This is a genomic window from Arthrobacter sp. 3Tela_A, assembly GCF_049311025.1.
In the GTDB taxonomy this organism is placed as follows: domain Bacteria; phylum Actinomycetota; class Actinomycetes; order Actinomycetales; family Micrococcaceae; genus Arthrobacter_B.
This window is the reverse complement of sequence record NZ_JAXIOM010000001.1, coordinates 161,922-178,024: the sequence shown is the minus strand read 5'-3', so window position 1 is coordinate 178,024 and position 16,103 is coordinate 161,922. Positions and strand designations below refer to the sequence as shown.

The 16,103-nt window shown below is 65.3% G+C and carries 10 protein-coding genes, 1 tRNA gene and 1 pseudogene; 4 read left to right on the top strand and 8 right to left on the bottom strand.

The window, feature by feature from the left end; all coding sequences use genetic code 11:
* Window positions 1-69: 69 nt before the first annotated feature.
* On the bottom strand, window positions 70-891 hold the full coding sequence (locus TVC13_RS00905; protein WP_422399357.1) for an SDR family NAD(P)-dependent oxidoreductase: 822 nt from the start codon (window positions 889-891) through the stop codon (window positions 70-72).
* A 135-nt stretch (window positions 892-1,026) separates the two neighbouring features.
* On the opposite strand from TVC13_RS00905, the gene TVC13_RS00900 reads away from it, so the two are divergent.
* A complete protein-coding gene (locus tag TVC13_RS00900; RefSeq protein ID WP_422399356.1) occupies window positions 1,027-1,875 on the top strand; it encodes a ferritin-like domain-containing protein in 849 nt (282 codons plus the stop codon).
* Here TVC13_RS00900 and TVC13_RS00895 read toward each other — a convergent pair.
* The gene (locus TVC13_RS00895) at window positions 1,848-2,816 is read right to left on the bottom strand and encodes a bile acid:sodium symporter family protein (RefSeq protein ID WP_422399355.1); all 969 of its coding nucleotides are present in this window, start codon (window positions 2,814-2,816) and stop codon (window positions 1,848-1,850) included. The genes TVC13_RS00900 and TVC13_RS00895 overlap by 28 nt on opposite strands.
* Before the next feature lie 88 nt (window positions 2,817-2,904).
* Between TVC13_RS00895 and TVC13_RS00890 the strand changes: the two genes are divergently transcribed.
* On the top strand, window positions 2,905-3,837 hold the full coding sequence (locus TVC13_RS00890) for a 5'-3' exonuclease (protein ID WP_422399354.1): 933 nt from the start codon (window positions 2,905-2,907) through the stop codon (window positions 3,835-3,837).
* A 6-nt stretch (window positions 3,838-3,843) separates the two neighbouring features.
* Here TVC13_RS00890 and TVC13_RS00885 read toward each other — a convergent pair whose 3' ends face one another.
* Window positions 3,844-4,794, bottom strand: coding sequence for a zinc-binding dehydrogenase (locus tag TVC13_RS00885; RefSeq protein WP_422399353.1), 951 nt, complete (start codon window positions 4,792-4,794; stop codon window positions 3,844-3,846).
* Window positions 4,795-4,962: 168 nt separating this feature from the next.
* Between TVC13_RS00885 and TVC13_RS00880 the strand changes: the two are divergent.
* Window positions 4,963-6,159: pseudogene (locus TVC13_RS00880) on the top strand (MFS transporter); the annotation flags it as partial.
* 68 nt (window positions 6,160-6,227) lie between these two features.
* On the opposite strand, the gene TVC13_RS00875 reads toward TVC13_RS00880, so the two are convergent.
* A tRNA-Leu gene (locus TVC13_RS00875) sits at window positions 6,228-6,312 on the bottom strand.
* A gap of 129 nt (window positions 6,313-6,441) precedes the next feature.
* Here TVC13_RS00875 and TVC13_RS00870 point away from each other — a divergent pair.
* Window positions 6,442-7,047 (top strand): ANTAR domain-containing response regulator, encoded by a 606-nt coding sequence (locus TVC13_RS00870; RefSeq protein WP_422399352.1) that lies wholly within the window; start codon window positions 6,442-6,444, stop codon window positions 7,045-7,047.
* Between the two features lie 87 nt (window positions 7,048-7,134).
* Here TVC13_RS00870 and pyk read toward each other — a convergent pair whose 3' ends face one another.
* The 4 genes from pyk to lgt all read right to left on the bottom strand — a co-directional run bounded on the left by pyk (window position 7,135) and on the right by lgt (window position 16,102).
* Window positions 7,135-8,646, bottom strand: a complete 1,512-nt coding sequence (gene pyk, locus TVC13_RS00865) for a pyruvate kinase (RefSeq protein WP_422399351.1) — start codon at window positions 8,644-8,646, stop codon at window positions 7,135-7,137.
* Window positions 8,647-8,756: 110 nt separating this feature from the next.
* Window positions 8,757-10,214, bottom strand: a complete 1,458-nt coding sequence (locus TVC13_RS00860; RefSeq protein ID WP_422399350.1) for a glutamate synthase subunit beta — start codon at window positions 10,212-10,214, stop codon at window positions 8,757-8,759.
* On the bottom strand, window positions 10,207-14,793 hold the full coding sequence (gene gltB, locus TVC13_RS00855; RefSeq protein WP_422399349.1) for a glutamate synthase large subunit: 4,587 nt from the start codon (window positions 14,791-14,793) through the stop codon (window positions 10,207-10,209). The genes TVC13_RS00860 and gltB overlap by 8 nt, the downstream gene beginning before the upstream one ends.
* A 256-nt stretch (window positions 14,794-15,049) precedes the next feature.
* Window positions 15,050-16,102, bottom strand: coding sequence for a prolipoprotein diacylglyceryl transferase (gene lgt, locus TVC13_RS00850; RefSeq protein WP_422399348.1), 1,053 nt, complete (start codon window positions 16,100-16,102; stop codon window positions 15,050-15,052).
* Window position 16,103 lies beyond the last annotated feature (1 nt).

Genomic DNA, 16,103 nt, shown 5'->3' with positions numbered 1-16,103 from the left:
CGATCAGCCAGGCAGGAACAGACAGGCCTGCTGGAGGACTTCCTGAACGTCTAAGCAGACGTGTGCCTATCATTCCAGCATGGCGACGGAACGGTTCCACAGGTCCAGCGCCAGCAGGTGGTCACCTGCCAGTTTGTTGGCCCGGGCAGGCTTGGACCGGACGAAGTACCTGCCGGTTGGGTAGTCAGCTCCCGGAGTGCCTTCAGCGAGGAACACCAGCGTCTTCGCCCCCTTCTCCGGACTCTGCAGGAACCGGCCAAGGATCCCCTGGTAAACCGAGCGCATGGCGGATCCCTCGGCACTGGAGAAACTCGAACCAATGACTCCCGGATGGAAGGCGGTGGAGGTTGCCCCTGCAGCGCGGTAGCGGCGGTCAAACTCCTCGGTGAAGAGGATCTGCTCCAGTTTCGAATTCCCGTAGGCCTTCTGCGGGGTGTAGTCCTTTTCCCCTTCCAGGTCGGTGATGTCCAGTTTGGCGAACAGGCGGTTCGCGGCGCTGGAGGTGTTGATCACCGTTCCCCTTGACTCGAGCAGCCGGTTGGTCAGCAGCCGGGTCAGCAGGAACGGAGCCAGATAGTTCACCTGGAACGTCATTTCATGGCCATCGGCGGTGACCTGCCGCTCCTTGCCGAAGATGGCTCCCGCATTGTTGGCCAGCACGTCGATCCGCGAGTAGCGCTGCAGCAGGTCAGATGCAAGGCTGCGGACCTGGCCGAGGTCGGCGAAGTCAGCGGTGAAGTATTCGCTGCCGATGTCCTGTGCAACAGCCGAGGTTTTCTCCAGGGAACGGCCCACGGGTACTACGTGGTGTCCGTCCCTGGCGAGCCTGCGTGCGGCAGCGGCCCCCACGCCGTCGGACGCGCCGGTGATCACGATGGTCTTGGGTGCCACGGTCCTGCTTTCACTGGATTGCCGGAACGGCCTCACCTTAGTCCCGCGCCTGGATAAAGGCTACAGCCCACCCAGCATGAGGGTGCTCACGGCCGACCGGCCTGTACCGCCCTCCGGGCGTGTAGATTGCCCGCCATGACCTACGAACCCTGGCTGAGGTACTTCCGCGGAAATCCCTCGCGGCAGCAGACCTTCGATGATGCGCTCGACTGGAGCCGGAAAACGCCCTTGACCCCCATCCAGGCCCGCATGATCGCCCGCTCACTCCAGCGGTTCGAGCTGGGCGAAGGCGGCGACGGCGAGAAGCTTCTGGCGAAGGCGGCCCAAGCCGGAGACCCTGTCTACACGGCGGCTCTGAAGCTGTTTGTGGTGGAGGAACAAAAACACTCTGCATTGTTTCTCCTAGCGCTGCAGTACTTGTCCGCCGAGCCGCTGGCGTCCCACTGGTCAGACCGGGCTTTTGTCCTCCTTCGACGGTCCCTCGGGCTGCGGATGGAGCTGATGCTCTTCCTGGTAGCCGAGTCCTTGGCACTTGAGTACTTCCGGGCCCTCCGGGACGGCGCGCCGGATCCGCTGATCCGGCTCTTAGGCGCACGTGTCTTCAGCGACGAGGTTGAACACATCCGCTTCCAGATCCACCGACTGGCCGAAGGGTATGCCGATACTCCGGCTGCGGTGCGCAGGATCGTCCATGCAGGGTGGTGGATTCTCGCGATTGGCGCCGCACTGGTTCTGTCCTGGGACCACCGCGGCGCCCTCCGGGTGTGCGGGGTGCCGCCGCGGCGCTTCCTGCCGGCCGCGCTTCGGGCATTTGCCACCGCTTCGTCGGCAGTTTTGTCTGCCGGGCAGAAGCTTGGTCCGTCTGCGGGCGCCTACACCGACCCCGATATTCCCCAAGCCGGTCCGGGTGCTGATACCGGGGGGGTGAGCCCCGCCGTTCCTGCCGGTCCGGTCTTTCAGGACGCCGGCCGCCGCCGCCAGTAGGCTGCCACCAGTGCACCGGAAACGTTGTGCCATACCGAGAAGACGGCCGCAGGGAGGGCGGCTTCAGGGCTGAAATACTCCCGGGCCAGACCGGCGGCAAGCCCGGAGTTCTGCATGCCCACCTCAACAGCCATGGTGCGCCGCGAAGGGACGGGCAGGTTGAAAAGCCGGGCGGCACCGTAACCCAGGCCCAGCCCCAAACCGTTGTGCAGGACTACTGCCAGAAGGATCAGCCAGCCTGCGGTCAGGATGGCCGCGGCACTTCCCGCCACTACGGCCACAACCACAAAAGTGATCGCCGCGACGGACACCCAGGGAAGGAGCGGAAGGACGCGGTCGACGGCACGTGGAATCAGGTAGCGGATCAGCAGCCCCAACAGCACCGGGATCAGCACAATCTGGACAATCGAGAGGGCCATGGAACCGGCATCGACTGCCATGTACCGTCCGGCGAGCCACAGAGCCAGCAACGGTGTAAACAGCGGTGCCAGAAGGGTGGAAACCGAGGTCATCGCAACGGAAAGGGCAACGTTTCCACGCGCCAGGTACGTCACTACGTTCGAAGCAGTACCGCCCGGAGCGCAGCCCACCAGGATCACACCGGCGGCAAGTTCAGGCGGGAGCTGCAGCGCCCACGCGATACCCAGCCCGAGCAGCGGCATGATGAGGAACTGCGCCACAACGCCTAGGAACACCGGTATCGGCTGGCGCACCACCATGGCGAAATCCGGCAGCGTCAGGGTCATCCCCATGCCGAACATGATCACCATCAGACCGGGGTTGATCAGCGGTGCCAGCGAGGTGAACGGATCCGGGAACGCCAGCGCCACTGCTCCCCCGGCGAGGATCAGCAGCGGAAACACAGTCACGGCTATCCGCGCGCTGCGCTCTTCGGCTGCCCGGACTGGTTTGGGGACGGTGGTTTTCTGGGTTCCAGCCATGGCTAACATGCTGGCACAGCGGCCAGTACCAGTTCCAAAGACTCGCCGCGGGCGGGTGGGTGAGGCTGATTCGTGGCAGGATCTGGATATGTCTGATCGCCTGATGCTCCTTGATACGGCTTCGCTTTACTTCCGCGCCTTCTACGGGCTGCCGGATTCCCTGCGCCGGGCAGACGGCACGCCGGTGAACGCCGTGCGCGGCCTGGCGGACATGATTGCGCGGCTGGTCACCGAGTTCGAACCCACGCATCTGGTTGCCTGCTGGGATGAGAACTGGCGTCCGCAGTGGCGGGTGGACCTGCTGCCGTCCTACAAAGAGCACCGGGTGGCCCGCGTGGTGAAGGACGGTTCCGACATTGAAGAGGTTCCGGATGCACTCGAGGCGCAGATCCCGATGATCCGGAAGGTTCTTGCCCTTGCCGGGATCGCCGTCGTCGGCTTCCCGGACCACGAGGCGGACGACGTGATCGGCAGCTACGCGTCGCAGGCGTCCATGCCCGTCGACGTCGTTACCGGAGACCGGGACCTGTTCCAGGTCATCGACGACGCCAAAGAGGTTCGTGTGCTGTACACCGCGGGCGGGATGAAGAACCTAAAGGTGATGGACGACGCCGCCGTGGTCGCCAAATACCGGGTACTCCCGGAGCAGTATGCGGACTACGCGACCCTGCGGGGCGACAGTTCGGACGGGTTGCCGGGCGTTTCCGGGATCGGTGAAAAGACTGCTTCATCCCTGCTGGCCGAGTTTGGAACCCTCGACTCGCTGCTGCAGGCGGCGGAAAGCGAGGACGGCGGCGTATCTGCGGCCGTCCGGGCGAAGCTGGCAGGCGCCCGGGAATACCTCGAGGCCGCGCCAACCGTTGTGCGGATTGTGCGCGGCCTCGAGCTGCCGTCTCTTGCCGGTGCCCGGCTTCAGCCTCCCGGAGAGGACGAACGGGCCGAACTGACGGAACTGGCAGGGGAATGGAACCTGGGCAGTTCGGCCAGCCGGCTGCTGAAGGCGCTGGGACCGGCGATCTGAGCCGGTTTAGTACTTCGCGATGAAACGCCCGACGACGCCGCCGGCGCGCAGCTTGTCGATCGCCTCCGGGATCTCGGCCTGGGTGATGATGTTCATCGGCGGGTTCAGCTTGCCGGACTTCATGAGTTCGTAAAGCGCTTCCAGGTCCTCCTTGGTGCCGGACTTGGATCCCTTGATGCTCAGCTGGTTAATGATGATCGGGTAGGTGTTGATGGTCGCTTCGAGCCGGCCCATGCCCACCTGTACCAGGGTGCCGAACTCGGCGAGGGTCTCGACGGCCTGCGCCGTAGTGGTGCCGAAACCGGCGTAGTCGACGATCAGGTCCAGGCCCTTGTCCTTGAACTCGGTGATGGACTCTGCGACGCCGGCCAGGCCGATCTCATCCGCGAGCTTGCGGGTCTCGGCGTTGATCTCGGCACCGTAGACTTCGGCGCCGGAAAGGACCGCTACGCGGGCGCCAATGTAGCCCAGTCCGCCAAGGCCAATGACGCCGACCTTCATGCCGGCCTTGGCCCCGCCAACAGCCATGATCGCGTGGTACGCCGTCAGGCCCGCGTCAGTTGCCATTGCGGCAAGGTCGAACGGTACCTCGTCGGGGAGCTTCACCAGGTTGTCATCGGTGGCAACCAGCTTGGGGGCGAAACCGCCGTCCCATTTGCCGTAGCCCAGGGCATCGCCGTCGCTCATGACCGGGGCGAGGCCTACCCGGTCGCCAACTTTCCAGTGCTCCATGCCGGGGCCTACTTCGGTGATGACACCGGCGTTCTCATGACCCATGGTCCGCGGGAGTTCAAAGAACAGCGGCATCCATCCCGGGTCATCCAGTGCGGTGACATCCGAGTGGCAGACGCCTGCTGCCTTCACCTCCACGACCACCTGTCCGGGGCCTGCGTGGGGTTCGGGGACTTCGTTGAGTTCGAGCGGCTTGTTGGTGCCTGTGAACTGCCATGCCTTCATGGGGCATCTCCTTCTCAGTAGCTGTGGTGGAGTCCCTGATCCAGGTACGCTCCACAATTTCACCCTACTCCCGCAGGAGGACCCGAAAAGGCGGTCCGGGATGTGAAGACGAGCACGTCGGGGCCGCTTTCGGGTCAGCCGCCGGGATATCCTGCGGGAAAGGCAACCATGCGCGAACGGGGAGTAATGCACAGACACCGGAGGACGTCCGACGGCAGTTCCCAGATACCCGTTCTTCCAAGCCAGCGCCGGGTGCTATCGGTGCTGGTGGCCGGACAGATCCTCGGCGGCATCGGGATGGGTGCCACGCTCTCACTCGGAGCACTGCTGGCTGCCGCCCTGTCCGGCTCCCCCGCCTGGTCCGGAATGGCAGCGACGATGAGCACCCTCGGTGCCGCGGCCGCAGCCGTACCTCTGGCGCGCCTTGCCCAGGTGCGCGGACGCCGAATCTCACTCTCCGTGGGCGCCCTGATCTCCGCAGCCGGTGCGGTCACCGCTGTGTCCTCGGCCGTGCTCGGAGTTTTTCCGCTGCTGCTGGCGGGCCTGGCACTGCTCGGTGCAGGCAGCGCGGTCAGCCTGCAGGCACGCTTTGCGGCCGCTGACCTGGCCGGACCAGGAACACGCGGGCGGGACCTGTCCATTGTCCTGTGGTCAACCACCATCGGAGCCGTGCTCGGACCGAACCTGTTCGGACCGGGTGAAATCCTTGGAGCCGCACTTGGGCTTCCGCCGCTAACGGGAGCTTTTGTCTTCTCCCTGGCAGCCCAGCTGGGCGCAGCCGCCGTCTACCTGACCGGGCTGCGCCCGGACCCGCTGCTTGCCCTGAAGGCGATCCGTGCGGCGGCGGATGAGTCCGGAGGCACGGCCCCCGCGCCGCGGCGTTCCGGGCTGGCGGTCCTGCGAAGCAACGGCCTGGCCCGGTACGCCGTCGGTGTTATTGCCCTGAGCCATGCAGTAATGGTTGCCCTGATGTCGATGACTCCGGTGCATCTGAGCAGCCATGGAGCGGCGATCAGCGTGGTCGGGTTCACGATCAGCCTGCATATTGCCGGGATGTATGCGCTGTCCCCGGTGTTCGGCTGGCTGTCCGACCGCGCGGGCCGGGTCAAGGTGATTCTCCTGGGCCAGCTGCTGCTGCTTGCCGCACTGATCCTCGCCGGAACCGGATCGGACACCACTGCAGGCGTGACTGCCAGCCTGATCCTGCTGGGACTGGGCTGGTCTGCCTCGGTAGTCTCGGGGTCGGCTCTTCTCTCCGAGTCCGTGCCCGTCGATGAGCGCCCGGCAATCCAGGGGATCTCAGACCTGGGCATGAACACGGCAGGTGCATTGGGCGGTGCATTGGCCGGACCCGTCCTGGCGGCCGCCGGCTACTCAGGCCTGGGCTACGCGGCCGTGGCACTCGTGGCAGTGGTTCTTGCCTGGAGTGCTGTTGGTGCCCGAAGTGGGACTCGAACCCACACACCTTTCGATACTGCATTTTGAGTGCAGCGCGTCTGCCAATTCCGCCATTCGGGCAGGCCCTGTGACGTTGATCAAGCGGATTGATTCCCCGTGTTGGGCGCGAAACCACTCTACATGCAGATAGGCTGTTTTCGTGAACTACCGGCAGCCACCGGTAGTGCTGTCGTCTTTCAAGGAGCATCTGTGTCTGAGTCATCCGAGTCCGTACCGTCCAACACTCCGGCGCGGCGCGTCCTCGTAGCGGAGGACGAGACGCTGATCCGCCTGGACATCGTCGAGATCCTTACCGGTGAGGGCTACGAAGTCGTCGGCGAGGCAGACAATGGCGAGAAGGCCGTGCAGATGGCCAACGAACTGAAGCCCGATCTGGTGCTGATGGACGTGAAGATGCCCGTCATGGACGGCATCAGCGCCGCCGAGTCGATCGTAAAGGCCCGGATTGCCCCCGTAGTTCTGCTGACCGCATTCAGCCAGAAAGAACTCGTGGAGCGCGCCCGCGAAGCCGGCGCCATGGCCTACGTGGTCAAGCCCTTCACCCCGGCAGACCTGATTCCCGCGATCGAGATCGCCCTGTCCCGGCACGAGGAGATCAAGGCACTGGAGAACGAGGTCACCGACCTCAAGGAGCAGTTCGCCACCCGCAAGCTGGTGGAGCGTGCCAAGTCGCTGCTGACCACCAAGATGGGCCTGACCGAACCCGAAGCGTTCCGCTGGATCCAGAAGACCTCCATGGACCGCCGCCTAAGCATGCGCGAGGTCGCCGAAACCATCATCAACCAGGTCAACTAAGCCAGCCGTCCCGGGGACGCCCAAAGTCCCGGGACGGCAAGAAGCCCCCCCCCCGGAGGGGGGGGGCTTCTGTGTGCCCGGCGGGTCCTAGATGGACTTGGCCTTGCCCTTGTTGGATTCCTTGACCGGCCAGGGGCCGACCTTTTCCTTCTCGCGGCGGCGGCCGTCACCAAGCTGGCCGGTATCCGCGGCGTCGCCGACGCGGTGCACCTTGATCAGGTTGGTGGAGCCTGCCTGTCCGGGAGGCGAACCGGCGGCGATGACCACCATGGCGTCCTCCTGCACAATGCCCTTTTCAAGCAGGGTCTGGTCCACCTGGGCCGTCATCTTGTCCGTGTGCTCGACGAACGGCACCAGCATGGGCTGGATGCCCCAGAACAGGGACATGTAGTTCAGCGTGGACTCCACCGGCGTGAATGCGAAGACCGGCTTCTTCGGCCGCAGGCGGGAGAGCCGGCGGGCCGAGTCGCCGGACTGGGTGAACGTGCAGATGCACGCAGCGTCCAGCTGGTCAGCGATTTCGACGGCGGCACGGGTGATGGCGCCGCCCCGGGTGCGGGGCTTGCTGCCCAGCGGGGGCACGCGGTTCAGGCCGTGCTCTTCGGTGGATTCGATGATCCGGGCCATGGTCTTGACCGTGTCGATCGGGTACTTGCCCACCGAGGTTTCGCCGGAGAGCATAACGGCATCGGCGCCGTCGAGCACGGCGTTGGCACAGTCGGAAGCCTCAGCACGGGTCGGGCGGGGGCTGTCGATCATGGACTCAAGGACCTGGGTGGCCACAATGACCGGCTTGGCCCAGCGGCGGGCCAGCTCAATGGCGTTCTTCTGGACCAGCGGAACGTCTTCGAGCGGGAGCTCCACGCCCAAGTCACCGCGCGCGACCATGATGGCGTCGAACGCGTCGATGATCTCTTCAATTGCTGCCACGGCCTGGGGCTTCTCGATCTTGGCGATGACCGGGATTCGGCGGCCTTCTTCGTCCATGATTTCGTGGACACGGGAAACGTCTACCGCGTTCCGGACGAAGGAAAGGGCAACCATATCCACGCCGCGGCGGATGGCCCAGCGGAGGTCTGCTTCGTCCTTCTCGCTCATGGCGGGAACGTTCACGGCAACTCCGGGCAGGTTGATTCCCTTGTTGTTGGAAACCGGACCGGGCACGGTCACCTCGGTGACTACCTTGGTGTCATCGACGTAGGTGGCCCGCAGGCCAACCTTGCCGTCGTCGATCAGCAGGGTGTCGCCGACGTTCACGTCACCAGGCAGACCCTTGTACGTCGTCGAGCAGAGGGAGGCCGTGCCCGGCACGTCCTCGATGGTGATGGTGAACTCGTCACCGCGGTTCAGGTGGTGCGGCCCGTCCGCGAAGCGGCCCAGCCGGATCTTGGGACCCTGGAGGTCAGCGAAGATGCCCACGGGCTTCCCGAGTTCCTCGGAGGCCCGACGCACGTTCTCGTAGGTGTTGTTATGGACCGAGTGGTCGCCGTGGCTCATGTTCATGCGGGCAACATCCACTCCGGCACGGAGCACGGCTACGGTGTTCTCGTAACTGGCTATGGCAGGACCAAAGGTGGCAACGATCTTTGCGCGTCTCATATTTCCTAGCCTAGTCTCCTGTGGGTCTTTATGCAGTCCGGGACGGTCCCGGGCCGCCTGCAGCAGAGGCGCCGGACGAATGTGTCTGGCGCCTCTGCGCGTTTGCTTTCTTACAACGGTGCTATTGCCCGGTCGCTGGGTGCAACGGGTGCCGGCAGGCGGGTGGAACCTTCCAGCCACTTGTCCACTGCGGCTGCGCAGGCCCTGCCTTCGGCGATGGCCCAGACGATCAGCGACTGTCCCCGGCCTGCATCTCCGGCTGCGAACACGCCGGGCGTGGCGGTCATGTAGTAGCCGTCGCGCTTGACGTTGGAGCGCTCATCGAATTCGGTGTGAACCTGCTCGGCCAGCCCTGCCGGTTCCGGGCCGGTGAAGCCCAGGGAGAGGAACACGAGGTCCGCGGGGATGATCCGTTCCGTTCCGGCTTTGGGAAGGCGCTTGCCGTCCACGAACTCGGTTTCGGCGACCTTGACTCCGGTAAGGCGGCCGTCCTCCCCCACAAATTCAACGGTGGACGCCAGGTAAGTCCGCTCGCCGCCTTCCTCGTGGGCGCTGGCCACTTCGAAGAGTGTCGGGAACATCGGCCACGGCTGGTGGGCTGCGCGCTCGGCCGGCGGCTGCTTGCCGATCGCCAGCGTGGTCACGGAGGCAGCCTGCTGGCGGTGTGCGGTGCCGATGCAGTCGGCACCGGTGTCGCCGCCGCCGAGGATCACCACGTGCTTGCCTTCGGCGTTGATCTGGTTCTTCACCTTTTCCCCGGCGACTGCGCGGTTGGACTGCACCAGGTAGTCCATGGCGAAGTGCACGCCGGAGAGTTCACGACCCGGGATGGGCAGGTCCCGGGGAACTGTGGCGCCGGTGGCGATGATGACGGCGTCGTACCGGCGGCGCAGCTGCTCCCAGGAGATGTCCTTGCCAACCTCGACGCCGGTGCGGAAACGGGTGCCCTCGGCACGCATCTGCTCCAGGCGGCGGTCCACCTGCATCTTCTCCATCTTGAAGTCGGGGATGCCGTAGCGCAGCAGCCCGCCGATCTTGTCATCCCGCTCGTACACGGCCACGGTGTGGCCGGCCCGGGTGAGCTGCTGCGCGGCAGCCAGCCCGGCGGGGCCGGAACCGACGACGGCGATCGTCTTGTCCGTGAGCCGCTCCGGTGCGTGCGGGTGGACCCAGTTCTCATCGAACGCCTGGTCGATGATGGAAACCTCAACCTGCTTGATGGTCACCGGCGGCTGGTTGATGCCCAGCACGCAGGACGCCTCGCAGGGTGCCGGGCAGAGCCGGCCGGTGAACTCGGGGAAGTTGTTCGTGGCGTGCAGCCGTTCGATCGCTTCCTGTCCCTTGTCCCGCCAGGTGAGGTCGTTCCACTCCGGGATCAGGTTGCCCAGCGGGCAGCCCTGGTGGCAGAACGGAATGCCGCAGTCCATGCAGCGGCCGGCCTGTTCCTTGAGTACGCCTTTTTCCTGGCGCTCATAGACTTCCTTGAAGTCCATGATGCGCACGGAAACGGGCCGGCGGGGCTGGGTTTCGCGCTCCCGTACTTTCAAAAATCCGCGTGGGTCAGCCACCGGTTACCTCCAGAATCTTGGTCCATGCTTCGGCGCCGTCGGGGTCCAGCCCCGCTTCGGCCGCGGAGGCGCGGGCGTCGAGCACAGCTGCGTAATCGCGCGGCAGTACCTTGGTGATGCGGGAAACCGTGGTCTCGAAGTCCTCCAGCAGGCTCGCTGCCAGGGGGGATCCGGTTTCTTCCGCGTGTTTGATCAGCAGGCCGCGGATGATGTCCGCGTCCTCGGCGTCGGGCTGCAGCAGCAGCAGTTCACCGTTGTCCAGCGCGTCCTTGTTCACCCGTGCCGGCAAGAGGTCCACCACAAACGCGGTGCCCCCGGACATGCCGGCGCCGAAGTTCCTGCCGGTGGAACCCAGGATCAGGGTCTGTCCGCCGGTCATGTATTCGCAGCCGTGGTCGCCGATGCCTTCGACGACGGCGGTAGCGCCGGAGTTGCGGACCATAAACCGCTCGCCCACCTGTCCGCGCAGGAACATTTCGCCGCTGGTGGCCCCGTAGCCAATAACGTTGCCGGCAATGACGTTCCGCTCCGCCGGGAAGACGTTGCTGCGGTCCGGGCGGACGATGATGCGTCCGCCGGAAAGCCCCTTGCCAACGTAGTCGTTGGAGTCGCCGTACAGCCGGAGCGTGATGCCCGCCGGCAGGAAGGCACCCAGGGACTGGCCCGCCTGGCCGGTGAGGGTGATGTCGATCGTGTCCGTGGCCAGGACGTCCGTGCCGAACGTCTTGGTAACCGTATGGCCGAGCATGGTGCCCACGGAACGGTCCGTGTTCACCACGTCCAGAGCGATCCGCACCGGCTGGCGACTGGACAGCGCGTCGGCGCTCATCTCGATCAGCTTGTTGTCGAAGTGCTGATCCAGCTCATGGTTCTGCGGCACCAGGCTGCGCAGCGGCGCACCCGGATCCACTTCATGGCCGCGCAGGATCGGCTCCAGGTCCAGTCCGTCTGCCTTCCAGTGGTCGACGGCGGCACGGGTGTCCAGCATTTCGCTGTGCCCGATCGCTTCCTCCAGGCTCCGGAACCCGAGTTCGGCGAGCAGCTCGCGTACTTCCTCGGCCAGGAACTCGAAGAAATTCACCACGAATTCCGGCTTGCCGGTGAATCGGGAGCGCAGCTCCGGGTTCTGCGTGGCGACGCCCACCGGGCAGGTGTCCAGATGGCAGACACGCATCATGATGCAGCCGGAGACCACCAGCGGTGCGGTGGCGAACCCGAACTCCTCGCCGCCGAGCAGCGCGGCGATAACGACGTCGCGGCCGGTCTTGAGCTGGCCGTCCACCTGCACCACCACGCGGTCGCGCAGGCCGTTGAGCATCAGGGTCTGCTGGGTTTCGGCCAGGCCGAGTTCCCAGGGTGCCCCGGCGTGCTTCAGCGAGTTCAGCGGAGAGGCGCCGGTGCCGCCGTCGTGCCCGGAGACCAGCACGACGTCGGCCTTTGCCTTGGTGACGCCCGCTGCCACGGTGCCGATGCCGGCCTCGGAGACCAGCTTCACATGGACCCGGGCGGACGGATTGGCCCGCTTCAGGTCGTAGATGAGCTGGGCGAGGTCCTCGATGGAGTAGATGTCATGGTGCGGCGGCGGGGAAATCAGGCCGACGCCGGGGGTGGAGTGCCGGGTACTGGCAACCCACGGGTACACCTTCTGGGCCATCAGCTGGCCACCCTCGCCGGGCTTGGCGCCCTGCGCCATCTTGATCTGCAGGTCATCCGCGTTGGTCAGGTACAGGCTGGTGACGCCGAAGCGGCCCGAGGCCACCTGTTTGATGGCCGAACGGCGCTCCGGATCCAGCAGCCGGTCCACGTCCTCGCCGCCTTCGCCGGTGTTGGACTTGGCGCCGAGCCGGTTCATGGCAATCGCGAGGGTCTCGTGGGCCTCCTTGGAGATGGACCCGTAGCTCATGGCACCGGTGGAGAACCGCTTGACGATCTCTGAGACCGGTTCGACTTCCTCCAGCGGAACCGGGGGACGTTCCCCGGTCTTGAAGTCCAGCAGACCGCGCAGGGTCATCAGGTTCTTCGCCTGGTCATCCACGCCCTGGGTGTAGGCCTTGAACACGTCGTAGCGGCGCTCACGGGTGGAGTGCTGCAGCCGGAACACGGTCTCCGGGTTGAACAGGTGCGGCGGTCCTTCGCGGCGCCACTGGTACTCGCCGCCGTTTTCAAGGCTGCGGTGCGGTTCCTCGATTTCATCCGCCGGGTAGGCGTGGGTGTGGCGGGCCGCCGCTTCGGCAGCGATCACGTCCAGCCCGACGCCGCCGAGCTGGGTCTGGGTCCCGTGGAAGAACTCATCCACCAGTTCCTGGCCCAGGCCGATGGCTTCGAAGGTCTGCGCGCCGCAGTAGGACGCCACGGTGGAGATGCCCATCTTGGACATGATCTTCAGGACACCCTTGCCCAGGCCCTTGATCAGGTTGGTCACGGCCTGTTCCCGGGTAACGCCGGTGATGTCGCCGTTGCGGACCAGTTCCTCGCAGCTTTCCATGGCCAGGTACGGGTTCACGGCGGAAGCGCCGTAGCCGATCAGCACTGCCACATGGTGGACTTCGCGGACGTCGCCTGCTTCCACGATCAGGGAGATCTTGGTGCGGTTGGCGCTCTTAAGCAGGTGGTGGTGAACGGCGGAGAGCAGCAGCAGCGACGGGATGGGCGCCCACTGCGCGTTGGAGTCGCGGTCCGAGAGCACAATGTACTGCACACCGCGGTTCACGGCGCCGGAGACCTTTTCACAGATCTCGCTGATGCGTGCCCGCAGTTCCGATTCGCCGCCGTCGGGCCGGTAAAGCCCGCGTACCTTCAGGGCGACCTTCTCGCCTTCCTCATTCTTGAGGTTGGCAATCTTGGCCAGCTCGTCATTGTTGATCACCGGGAATTTCAGCGCGATCTGGTGCGTCTTCACCTGGCCCAGGGCCAGCAGGTTGCCGTTCGGGCCGATCGAGCTCTGCAGCGAGGTAACCAGTTCTTCGCGGATGGCGTCCAGCGGCGGGTTGGTGACCTGGGCGAAGGACTGCACAAAGTAGTCAAAGAGCAGCCGGGGCCGCTTGGAGAGCACGGCGATGGGAGTGTCCGAGCCCATGGCACCCAGGGGCTCGGCACCGGTGCGGGCCATGGGGCCGAGCAGGATGCGCAGTTCTTCCTGGGTGTAGCCGAAGGTGCGCTGGCGCCGGTTGATGGACGCCTTGGTGTGCAGCACGTGCTCACGCTCGGGCAGTTCCTCCAGGGACACCTGGTTTTCCCGGACCCATTCGGCCCAGGGGTTGGCAGCGGCGATTTCGGCCTTGATCTCCGAGTCCTCCACCAGGCGGCCTTCGGCGGTGTCCACCAGGAACATCTTGCCCGGGGAGACACGGCCCTTGCGGACCACCTTGGCCGGATCGATGTCCACTACGCCCACCTCGGAGGCGAGGACAACCAGGCCGTCTTCGGTGATCCAGTAGCGGGCGGGGCGCAGGCCGTTGCGGTCCAGCACGGCACCGACCTGGTCGCCGTCGGTGAAGGAGACTGCTGCCGGTCCGTCCCACGGTTCCATGAGCATGGAGTGGTACTGGTAGAAGGCACGGCGGGCGGGATCCATGGTCGCGTGGTTTTCCCAGGCTTCCGGAATCATCATCATCACTGCATGGGTGATGGGACGCCCGGACAGCATCAGCAGCTCCGCGACCTCGTCAAAGGAGGCGGAGTCGGAGGCACCGGGAGTACAGATGGGGAAGAGTTCCTCGGGGGTCTCCCCCAGCAGCGGGCTCTTGAGCTGGGACTGGCGGGCACGCATCCAGTTGCGGTTGCCTTTGACCGTGTTGATCTCGCCGTTGTGCGCAATGGTGCGGAACGGCTGGGCCAGCGGCCAGGACGGGAACGTGTTGGTGGAGAAGCGCGAGTGCACGATGCCGAGCTTGGTCTTGAACCGCGGGTCGGAGAGGTCCGGGAAGAACGGCTCAAGCTGGGCCGTGGTGACCATGCCCTTGTAGACCATGGTCTTGGAGGACAGGGACGGGAAGTAGACGCCGAATTTGTTCTGGGAGCGCTTCCGGACGCGGAAGGCACGGGCATCCAGATCGGTGCAGCCGTCCTCTTCCGGAGCAAGGAAGACCTGGACGAAGTACGGCATGCAGGCCCGGGACATGGCACCGACCAGGTCGGCCTCCACGGGCACTTCGCGCCAGCCCAGGACCTTCAGTCCCTCGGACTCGGCGATTGCTTCGACGCCTGCGCGGGCAGTTTCCTGCTCGCGCTCTTCGGTGGGCAGGAATGCCGTGCCGACGGCGTAGCCGCCCGCAGCGGGAAGCTCGAAACCGGTGACGGCGCGGAAGAATTCGTCAGGAACCTGGGTGAGGATGCCGGCGCCGTCGCCGGTGCCTTCGTCTGCGCCTACGGCGCCGCGGTGTTCAAGGTTGCGCAGGGCGGTCAGTGCCGCATCCACGATGTCGTGTCCGGGTTCGCCGCGCAGCGTGGCAATAACAGCCAGGCCGCACGCGTCCTTCTCATTCTCGGCACGGTACAGGCCGGAATCTTCCGGGTAGGCCGCGAAGCGCTGGAACGGAGACACCACCTGGGCGGCCTGCGGGGACATTGCGTCAGTCATAGGGTAAGTCCTTCCCCCTGTTGAGCGTTGGGAGGGGACGACGTTGGCCCCACACCGCCGGCATCTACCGTCCGGTGTGTTAGATGATTTTACGGTCGCCTAGGTGTGAAAGCCCTGCATGCTTTGATGGGGCCGGCTCACAATACCTTGAACCGTCCGGTGTCCTGCCGGGGTTGTCCCCGGCACGGTTACCGCTAGCCGCCACCGCGGTGTGGCATCCGGACCGCCGGCGGGTGGTAACCCGCGCTAACCGGTCCTACGTGGCTGGGCCCGAATCTTCGGGCCGCTGAGGCTTGGCGGCCTCGCTTTTTGTCTCTGCGACATTAGCACGCGCGTCACGCGTTTGTGATCCAGATTTCACATTCGGGGAATCTGTTTCGCTCTTGTTATCAAGCGGTGAATTGTTACTGCGGTCAGCGGTTTCAGCGGCAGGAGAGGTGTGTCCCGGCAGCAGCAGGGACGGCTCGGGCTGCCGGCGTGCCCGCACGCTGAGGTAGATGAACATACCGATCGAAACCACCAGGATCAGGATGGAAGTCCATACGTTCAGGCGCTGGGTGACGCCCAGAATGGTGACCATTTCGGCATCGTCAATGCGCAGCATCTCGATCCAGACACGGCCGGCTGTGTAGAAGGCGGCGTAGAGCCAGAACAGGCGTCCGCCCCGCAGCCTGAACCGGCGGTCAAGGACCAGCAGCAGGCCCACTCCGGCAAGGTTCCAGAGCGATTCGTAGAGGAAGGTGGGATGGAACAGCGTTCCCGGGGCAGCGCCGTCGGGGAAGTTCGTGTTGTTGGGATCGATCTCGAGGCCCCACGGCTGATCCGTGGGCCCGCCGAAGAGTTCCTGGTTGAACCAGTTGCCCCAGCGGCCCACCGCCTGCGCCAGCAGGATTCCCGGCGCGGCGACGTCAGCGAAGGTGGAGAGCTTGATCCCCGCCCGCCGGCAGCCGATCCAGGCGCCCACGGCGCCCAGCGCGATGGCACCCCAGATGCCCAGGCCGCCCAGCCAGATCTGCGGAATCAGGGCAAGGTCGCCGTTCGGGCCGAAATACGCGTCCGGTGAGGAGATGACGTGGTAGAGCCGCCCGCCGATGATTCCAAACGGTATGGCCCAGATGGCGATGTCCCAGACCGAGTCAGGCGGCAGTCCGCGCCGTTTCCAGCGCACGGAGGTCATCCACAGTGCCAGGATGATTCCGGCCAGGATGCACAGCGCGTACGCGTGGATGGTCAGCGGCCCGAGGGAGAAGCTGCTGAACTCGGCGGGCGGGCTGGGGATTGCAGCCTGGACTGCCAGGGGCATCGGCATG

Excerpts from the sequence above, each read along its gene's own strand:
- TVC13_RS00900 (WP_422399356.1), top strand. The coding sequence starts at position 1,027 with ATGACCTACGAACCCTGGCTGAGGTACTTCCGCGGAAATCCCTCGCGG.
- TVC13_RS00895 (WP_422399355.1), bottom strand. The coding sequence starts at position 2,816 with ATGGCTGGAACCCAGAAAACCACCGTCCCCAAACCAGTCCGGGCAGCC.
- TVC13_RS00890 (WP_422399354.1), top strand. The coding sequence starts at position 2,905 with ATGTCTGATCGCCTGATGCTCCTTGATACGGCTTCGCTTTACTTCCGC.
- TVC13_RS00885 (WP_422399353.1), bottom strand. The coding sequence starts at position 4,794 with ATGAAGGCATGGCAGTTCACAGGCACCAACAAGCCGCTCGAACTCAAC.
- pyk (WP_422399351.1), bottom strand. The coding sequence starts at position 8,646 with ATGAGACGCGCAAAGATCGTTGCCACCTTTGGTCCTGCCATAGCCAGT.
- gltB (WP_422399349.1), bottom strand. The coding sequence starts at position 14,793 with ATGACTGACGCAATGTCCCCGCAGGCCGCCCAGGTGGTGTCTCCGTTC.
- lgt (WP_422399348.1), bottom strand. The coding sequence starts at position 16,102 with ATGCCGATGCCCCTGGCAGTCCAGGCTGCAATCCCCAGCCCGCCCGCC.